Annotated in this window: 8 protein-coding genes; 3 read left to right on the top strand and 5 right to left on the bottom strand. The window is 70.6% G+C overall.

From position 1 onward, the window contains the following. From ilvD to E1218_RS33585, 5 genes are all read right to left on the bottom strand, one after another. The coding region (ilvD, locus tag E1218_RS33610) for a dihydroxy-acid dehydratase (RefSeq protein WP_132327080.1) at positions 1-1,651 on the bottom strand (1,651 nt) is incomplete at its 3' end. A gap of 263 nt (positions 1,652-1,914) precedes the next feature. Further along, complete coding sequence (locus E1218_RS33600) at positions 1,915-2,484, bottom strand: AAA family ATPase (protein ID WP_132327079.1); 570 nt, start codon at positions 2,482-2,484, stop codon at positions 1,915-1,917. A gap of 20 nt (positions 2,485-2,504) precedes the next feature. Continuing rightward, positions 2,505-2,771, bottom strand: a complete 267-nt coding sequence (locus E1218_RS33595) for a MoaD/ThiS family protein (RefSeq protein WP_132327078.1) — start codon at positions 2,769-2,771, stop codon at positions 2,505-2,507. Between the two features lies 1 nt (position 2,772). Continuing rightward, positions 2,773-3,870: a WD40/YVTN/BNR-like repeat-containing protein gene (locus E1218_RS33590; protein ID WP_132327077.1), complete on the bottom strand. Its 1,098-nt coding sequence runs from the start codon at positions 3,868-3,870 to the stop codon at positions 2,773-2,775. 12 nt (positions 3,871-3,882) lie between these two features. Next, a complete protein-coding gene (locus E1218_RS33585) occupies positions 3,883-4,815 on the bottom strand; it encodes a 2-hydroxyacid dehydrogenase (RefSeq protein WP_132327076.1) in 933 nt (310 codons plus the stop codon). Between the two features lie 147 nt (positions 4,816-4,962). On the opposite strand from E1218_RS33585, the gene E1218_RS33580 reads away from it, so the two are divergent. The 3 genes from E1218_RS33580 to E1218_RS33570 all read left to right on the top strand — a co-directional run. Continuing rightward, the gene (locus E1218_RS33580; protein ID WP_132327081.1) at positions 4,963-6,312 is read left to right on the top strand and encodes an FAD-binding oxidoreductase; all 1,350 of its coding nucleotides are present in this window, start codon (positions 4,963-4,965) and stop codon (positions 6,310-6,312) included. Further along, positions 6,309-7,595: an SAM-dependent methyltransferase gene (locus E1218_RS33575; RefSeq protein ID WP_132327075.1), complete on the top strand. Its 1,287-nt coding sequence runs from the start codon at positions 6,309-6,311 to the stop codon at positions 7,593-7,595. The genes E1218_RS33580 and E1218_RS33575 overlap by 4 nt, the downstream gene beginning before the upstream one ends. Before the next feature lie 76 nt (positions 7,596-7,671). Next, a partial coding sequence (locus E1218_RS33570) for an LLM class flavin-dependent oxidoreductase (RefSeq protein WP_165949536.1) occupies positions 7,672-7,949 on the top strand: 278 nt, incomplete at its 3' end.

Here is a 7,949-nt window from a genome sequence, read left to right as displayed (position 1 = left end):
CTTCGGAGGCGGAGCGGACCAGGCGGGTGTACTTCCCGAGCACGCCCTTGGTGATGGCCGGGGCCTTCGGCGCCCAGCCCTGGCGGCGGTTCGCGAGCTCCTCGGAGTCCACGTGGAGCTCGAGGGTGCGGTTCTTCACGTCGAGGGTGATGCGGTCGCCGTCACGGACGAAGGCGATCGGGCCGCCGTCCACGGCCTCCGGCGCGACGTGGCCGACGCAGAGTCCCGTCGTACCGCCGGAGAAGCGGCCGTCGGTGAGCAGCAGGACGTCCTTGCCGAGGCCGGCGCCCTTGATCGCGCCGGTGACCGCGAGCATCTCGCGCATCCCCGGGCCGCCCTTCGGGCCCTCGTACCGGATCACCACCACGTCGCCGGGGACCAGGGTGGCGATCGCGTCCATCGCGCCACGCTCGCCGTCGAACACCCGCGCGGTGCCCTCGAAGACGTCGGAGTCGAAGCCGGCGCTCTTCACCACCGCACCCCCGGGCGCGAGCGAGCCGTGCAGAATGGTGATCCCGCCGGTGCCGTGGATCGGCTTGTCCAGCGCGCGGATGATCACGCCGTCGACGTCCGGCGGCGCGATGTCGGCGAGGTTCTCGGCCATCGTCTTCCCGGTCACGGTCAGGCAGTCGCCGTGCAGCAGGCCGGCGTCGAGCAGCGCCCGCATCACCACCGGGATCCCGCCGACGCGGTCGACGTCGGTCATCACGAACCGGCCGAACGGCTTGAGGTCACCGAGGTGCGGCACCCGGTCGCCGATCCGGTTGAAGTCGTCCAGGGTCAGCTCGACCTCGGCCTCCCGCGCGATCGCGAGCAGGTGCAGTACGGCGTTCGTCGAGCCACCGAGCGCCATCACCACGGCGATCGCGTTCTCGAAGGCCTCCTTGGTGAGGATCTGCCGCGCGGTGATCCCCTTCCGCAACAGGCCGACGACGGCCTCACCGGACTTGCGGGCATAGCCGTCGCGCCGCCGGTCCACCGCGGGCGGAGCGGCCGAACCGGGCAGCGACATCCCGAGCGCCTCGGCGGACGCGGCCATCGTGTTCGCGGTGTACATCCCGCCGCAGGCGCCTTCGCCCGGGCAGATCGCGCGCTCGACGGCGTCGACCTCGTCCCGGGTGATCAGGCCGCGGACACAGGCACCGACCGCCTCGAAGGCGTCGATGATCGTGACGTCCTTGTCGCCGAGCTTGCCGGGCATGATCGACCCGGCGTACAGGAAGACGCCGGCCAGATCGAGGCGGGCCGCGGCCATCAGCATCCCGGGCAGGGACTTGTCGCAGCCGGCCAGCAGGACCGAGCCGTCCAGTCGCTCGGCCTCCATCACGGTCTCCACCGAGTCGGCGATGATCTCCCGGCTGACGAGCGAGTAGTGCATGCCGACGTGGCCCATCGAGATGCCGTCGGACACGCTGATCGTGCCGAACTCCAGCGGGTACCCACCGGCGGCGTGCACGCCCTCCTTCACCGCCGTCGCGAGCCGGTCGAGGGACAGGTTGCACGGGGTGATCTCGTTCCAGCTCGATGCCACCCCGACCTGCGGTTTCGCCCAGTCGTCGTCACCCATCCCGACCGCCCGGAGCATGCCGCGGGACGCGGTCGCCTCGAGTCCGTCGGTCACTGTCCGGCTGCGTGGCTTCACATCGACCATGAGTTCACTCTAGTTGTCGGTCGACGCCGCCGGCGGGAGCGTGGACGGATGGGAGACACCTCAGAGGTGCACCACGGGCCGATCTCACCCCGCTCCGAGCCGGTGCGCACCTTCGTGCAATAAGCTCCCGACGAACCGCGACTGGCGAGGGTGGAGCACCACCGGCGAGCGGACCTATCAGCAGGGCGTCGTCCGCCACCTCGCCGAGCCAGGTGAGTCGGTCCGGTCCGACGAGGTCTCTGCGGCCTGTGCCGAGCTGGGGATCAGCTTGTCGCAGACCGGGGTCCGGTTGTTCCGGCACTGAGGCGGTAGGTGCCTGCGGCAACTGCCTTGCGCACCTCGGCCGCGGTCTCGGCGGCGTCGAGTTGGGTGGTGTCGAGGACATGCCGCTCGAGCTCGCCCAGGTCGGCGAACGCGCGGTGCATCCCGATGACCGCGTCGACGTCCTTCAGCTCGCCGGCGGCCCGGCCCTGCGCGCGGGCGAGCGTGGTCTCGAGATCGGGCCGCAGGACGACGTACGACAGCGACCACTCCTCGTCCGCCGCGGCCCGGCGGAACGGCGGCAGGAACCACGGACCGATGACACCGTCGACGACCACGTCGTACCCACCGCGCGCGTACGCCGTGACCGCCGCGACGATCACGCCGACGACGATCGTGTTCTGCCGCTCGGATCCCGGCAGGTACGGCGCGATGAAGCCGGTCCGGATCGCCCGGTAGAACTCGTCCGTGGTCAGGTGCACCGTCGGCCGCCCGGCGCCGGTGGCGACGAGCCCGGCCACGGTCGTCTTGCCCGACCCGGGCGAACCGGTCAGCAGGATCACGTCAGTCATGCCGACCGACGGTACCGGTCTCAGCCGCCGGCGACGCTGGGCAGGATCATCAGTTCGTCGCCGTCGGTCAGCGGCGTACCGAGCCCGTCCAGATCGCGGATGTTGTCGTTACCGAGGTAGATGTTCACGTGCCGCCGGACGGCGCCCTGCTCGTCGGTGAGCCGTCGCCGCAGGACCGGGTCCAGGGCGGCGACGACCTCGCCGACGGTGGCGCCGTCGACCTCGACCCGCTCGGCGCCGCCCGCGAACGGTCTGAGCACGGCCGGCAGTTTGACCCCGATCGCCATCTCAGCCCACTACGGCGGCGCGGACGGTCAGCACGTCCGGGAGGTGCCGCGCGACCTCGGTCCAGGTGTCGCCCGCGTCCGCGCTGGCGTAGACGCAGCCGTCCCGCGTACCGACGTATACCCCGGCCGACTCGGCGGCGTCCGTACACAGGGCGTCCCGGAGGACCGGTGCGTACGACGGCACGTCGGGCAGCCCGTCCGACAGCGGCTCCCACGTGGACCCGGCGTCGCGGGACCGGAACACCCGGCACTTCGCCTCCGTGGGGATCCGGTTCCCGTCGGCGACCAGCGGGAAGACGTACACGGTCTCCGGCTCCTGCGGGTGCACCGCGATAGGGAACCCGAAGTCCGAGGGCAGCCCGTCCGCGATCGACTCCCACGTCGTCCCGCCGTCCTCGGACCGGTAGACGCCGTGGTGGTTCTGCGCGAACATCCGCTCCGGTACGTCGGGATGCGCGGCCAGCTTGTGGACACACTGACCGAACTCGGGATACGGGTCGGGGAAGAAGTACGCCTTGATCCCCTTGTTGGCCGGCGACCACGACGCGCCGCCGTCGGTCGTCCGGTACACCCCGCCGGTCGACATGGCCACGCTGACCTGGCCCGGATCGGTCGGGTGCGGCAGCACGGTGTGCACCGCCTGACCGCCGAACCCCGCGCCCCACTCCTTGCGGTGCGGGTGGTCCCACAGGCCGCGAACGAGCTCGAACGTCACGCCCCCGTCGGTCGACTTCCACAGCGCCGACGGCTGCGACCCGGCGTACACGACACCTGGCTGGCCGGGCGGGCCTGGCTGGATCTGCCAGACACGCTCGAGCGAGGTGTCGGCGTCCTTCGGGAACCCGATCGAGCCCTCCGGCGGCTCGTCCCAGGTCTTGCCGAGGTCGTCGCTGTGGAACACCGCCGGACCCCAGTGCTCACTCGTCCCACCGGCGAACACCCGCGGCCGGTCGCCCCGGGTGTCGATCCCGACCGCGTACACACCCTGCATCTCGAACTGCGGCACCGGCCCGTCGAGGCTCCACTTCCGGCGCGCTGCGTCGCTGCGCCCGATCCAGAGCCCCTTCTTGGTCCCGATCAGCAGTACGGCTTCGGACATCGTCGTCCTCCCTTATCGCGGTGGACCCCCCACCACGTTGATCAATGGTTCGCCGGTGGCGTACCGCTCCAGCTGCGCCCGCACCAGCCGGGCCACCCGCGGCGCGAACGCCGTCGAGGCACCGCCGCGGTGCGGGTTGACGAGCACGTTCGGGGCCGACCACAGCGGATGCCCCGCGGGCAGCGGCTCGGGATCGGTCACGTCCAGCGCGGCCCGGATCCGGCCGGTCGCCAGCTCGGCGATCAGGGCGTCGGTGTCGACGATGACACCGCGCGCGACGTTCACCAGCAGTGCGCCGTCCTTCAGCCGGCCCAGGAACTCGGCGTTCACCAGCCCGCGGGTCTCGGCGGTCGCCGGCGTCAGCGCGACGACGACGTCGGCCAGCGGCAGCAGCTCCGGCAGCTCGGTGACCGGGTGCACGCCCTCCCGCGCCCGCCGCGCGACCCGGATGATCTCGCACTCGAACCCCGCCAGCCGCCGCTCCAGCGCCTCCCCGATCGACCCGTACCCGAGGATCAGCACCGTCCGGTCCGCGAGCGAGTCGTCCATCTCGTCGTACGACGCCGGCCAGAGCTGCTGGTCCTGGTTGCGGACCGCACGCGGGAGACGACGGTACGACGCGAGGATCAGGCCGACCGCGAGCTCGGCGGTCGAGGCGTCGTGGACCCCGCGGGCGTTGCACAAGGTGACGCCCTCGGCCAGGTGTGGCAGCACGTTCTCGAAGCCGGCGGTCTGCAGCTGGACCACCTTCAGCGCGGGCATGTCGCGGACCACCTCGACCACGTCGGAGCCGCCCATGTACGACGGGACGTAGAACTCCACCCGGTCGAGCGACGCCGGCCGCTCGCCACCGGCGTACCACTCCACGTCGAATCCCGCGGGCACTCCGCCGAGGGTGGAGTCCGCGTCCTTCCACGGGAGCCATGCCAGCACGTGATCAGCCATGTCCCAGAACCTACTCGGCCGGCCGGACAATTTCCTGCGCCACCGCCCCGGTCCGGCAATTTCCTCCCGCCGTCCACAGGTTCGTCGTACATTGGATCGGTGCCTTCGACATCGGATCTGGCCAGGACCGTCGATCACGATCAGGCCGTGGGCCGACTGCGCGCGTCGTACCAGCGCATCCCGCAGGGGGAGCCGGTCCGGCTGGCGAAGCGCAGTTCGAACCTGTTCCGGCCGCGGACGGAGATCGACCGGCCCGGGCTGGACGTGTCCGGGCTCACCGGGGTCATCGGCGTCGACCCGACCGCGCGGACCGCCGACGTCCAGGGCATGTGCACGTACGAGGATCTGGTCGCCGCAACCCTTCCGCACGGGCTGACGCCGACGGTCGTGCCGCAGCTGAAGACCATCACGCTGGGCGGCGCGGTCACCGGGCTCGGCATCGAGTCGTCGTCGTTCCGGGCCGGGCTGCCGCACGAGTCGGTGCTGGAGCTCGATGTCCTCACCGGCGCCGGCGCCGTCGTCACCGCCCGGCCGGAGGGTGAGCACGCCGACCTGTTCCGCACCTTCCCCAACTCCTACGGCACCCTCGGGTACGCCACCCGGCTGAGGATCGAGCTCGACCGGATCTCGCCGTACGTCGCGCTCCGGCACGTCCGGCTCGGCCTCGACCGGCTGGCGCCGGCGATCGAGGAGATCGTTGCCTCCGGCATGTACGACGGCGAACCGGTGCACTTCGTCGACGGGGTCGCGTTCAGCCCGTCCGAGGCGTACCTGACACTGGGCCGCAACAGCGACGCCGCGGTGCCGTCCTCGTCGCGGGGGAAGGCGAGCGACTACACCGGGCAGCAGATCTACTACCGCTCGATCCAGCAGCGCGGGACCGATTTCCTGACCGCGCACGACTACCTGTGGCGCTGGGACACCGACTGGTTCTGGTGCTCGGCCGCGTTCGGTGCGCAGAAGCCACTGGTACGGCGGCTCTGGCCGCGGCGCTGGCGGCGCAGCGAAGTATTCCACAAGATCGTGGCCTTCGAGAACCGGCACCAGGTCGCCGCGCGCATCAACCGGCGCCGCGGCCACCCTGACCGTGAGCGCGTCGTCCAGGACGTCGAGATCCCGGTCGGCCGGCTGTCCGCGTTCCTGCGCTGGTTCGACGCCGAGGTCGGGATGCGTCCGGTCTGGCTGTGCCCGCTGCGGCTCCGCGGTGCGGCGTCCTGGCCGCTGTACCCGCTCGAGCCGGGAACGACGTACGTCAACGTCGGCTTCTGGGGCACCGTGCCGATCGCTCCCGGCGCGCGCGACGGCGACGTGAACCGCCGGATCGAGCAGGCCGTCGCCGACTTCGACGGCCACAAATCGCTCTACTCCGACGCGTACTACGACCGAGACACCTTCGACCGGCTCTACAACGTTCCGGCCCTGACCGAGGTGAAGAAACGCTACGACCCCGACGCCCGGCTCACCGGGCTCTACGAGAAGGCGGTGACACGCCGATGACCACCCTCGAGACCCGTGTCTCGATCGCCGAGGCACTGACGACCGTGACGCCGGACGGGCTGCCGTTCCGGTTCACGGCGTACGACGGCAGCGCGACCGGACCCGAAGACTCGTCTGTCCACATGCATCTCGCCTCCGAGCGCGGACTCTCCTACGTGCTGACCGCGCCCGGCGACCTCGGACTGGTCCGTGCGTACGTGATGGGCGACCTGGAGATGACCGGCGTACATCCGGGCAACCCGTACGCGCTGATGCAGATGATGCTCAACCAGGTGCACTTCCGGCGGCCGGCGCCGGCCGAGGCGCTGCGGATCGTCCGCGGTCTGGGCTGGAGCCACCTGAAGCCGCCGCCTCCGCCGCCGCAGGAGCACCTGCCGAGGTGGCGCCGCACGTTCGAGGGCCTGCGGCACTCGCGGACCCGGGACCGGGCAGCCATCCATCACCACTACGACGTGTCGAACACCTTCTACGAGTGGATCCTCGGCCCGTCGATGACGTACACGTGCGCGGTCTACCCGTCGCCGGACGCGACGCTCGAGCAGGCGCAGTACGAGAAGTACGACCTGGTCGCGCGCAAGCTCGATCTGCGCCCAGGACAACGACTGCTCGACGTGGGCTGCGGCTGGGGCGGGATGGTCCGGCACGCGGCCCGCGAGTACGGCGTCCAGGCGCTCGGCGTCACGCTGTCGGCCGCCCAGGCCGAGTGGGCGACCGAGGCGATCAAGCGCGAGGGTCTGGAGGACCGGGCCGAGGTGCGCTTCCTCGACTACCGTGACGTCGCCGAACGCGACTTCGACGCGATCAGCTCGATCGGCCTCACCGAACACATCGGCGTCCGCAACTACCCGGCGTACTTCGGTTTCCTGCTCGACCGCCTCAAGCCGGGCGGCCGGCTGCTCAACCACAGCATCACCCGGCCGGACAACCGCTACCGCCCGGTGGGTGCCTTCATCGACCGCTACATCTTCCCCGACGGCGAGCTGATCGGCTCCGGCCGCATCATCACCGAGGCCCAGGACGCCGGCTTCGAGGTCCGCCACGAGGAGAACCTCCGCGAGCACTACGCCCTCACCCTGGCCGCCTGGTCCGACAACCTCGTCCACCACTGGGACGAAGCCGTGGCCGAAGTAGGTTACGCCACCGCCAAGATCTGGGGCCTCTACCTCGCCGCCTGCCGAGTGGGCTTCGAACGCAACACCACCCAACTCCACCAGGTCCTCGCCGTGAAACTGGACAACAGCGCCGACGCTCACTTCCCCCTGAGACCAACCTGGCTCAGCTGAACCATGTTCGTCCCGCATGCAGTGGGTGGGGAGTTGGCATTGGACCGACGCTGCATGGTTGAGCGACGGTGGGTGGATGGGTGTTGAGTTCGGGGTGTTGGTGGATGTCCGGGAGGGGGCGTACGGCGGGGAGACGGTTGAGGAGGTGGTGCGGGCCGAGGGATTGGGGTTCGCGGGGGCTTGGTTGTCTGAGCATCACTTGACCGGGGATGGGATGTTGCCTTCGCCGTTGGTGATGGCGGGGGTGTTGGTGGGGCGGACTGAGCGGATGCGGGTGGGGACGAACATTCTGGTGTTGCCGTTGCATCAGCCGTTGCGGGTGGCTGAGGAGGTGGCGGTGCTGGACCGGGTGTC

Origin of the sequence: Kribbella turkmenica, assembly GCF_004348725.1 — a bacterium.
In the GTDB taxonomy this organism is placed as follows: domain Bacteria; phylum Actinomycetota; class Actinomycetes; order Propionibacteriales; family Kribbellaceae; genus Kribbella; species Kribbella turkmenica.
This window is presented reverse-complemented; position numbering and strand designations above follow the sequence as displayed.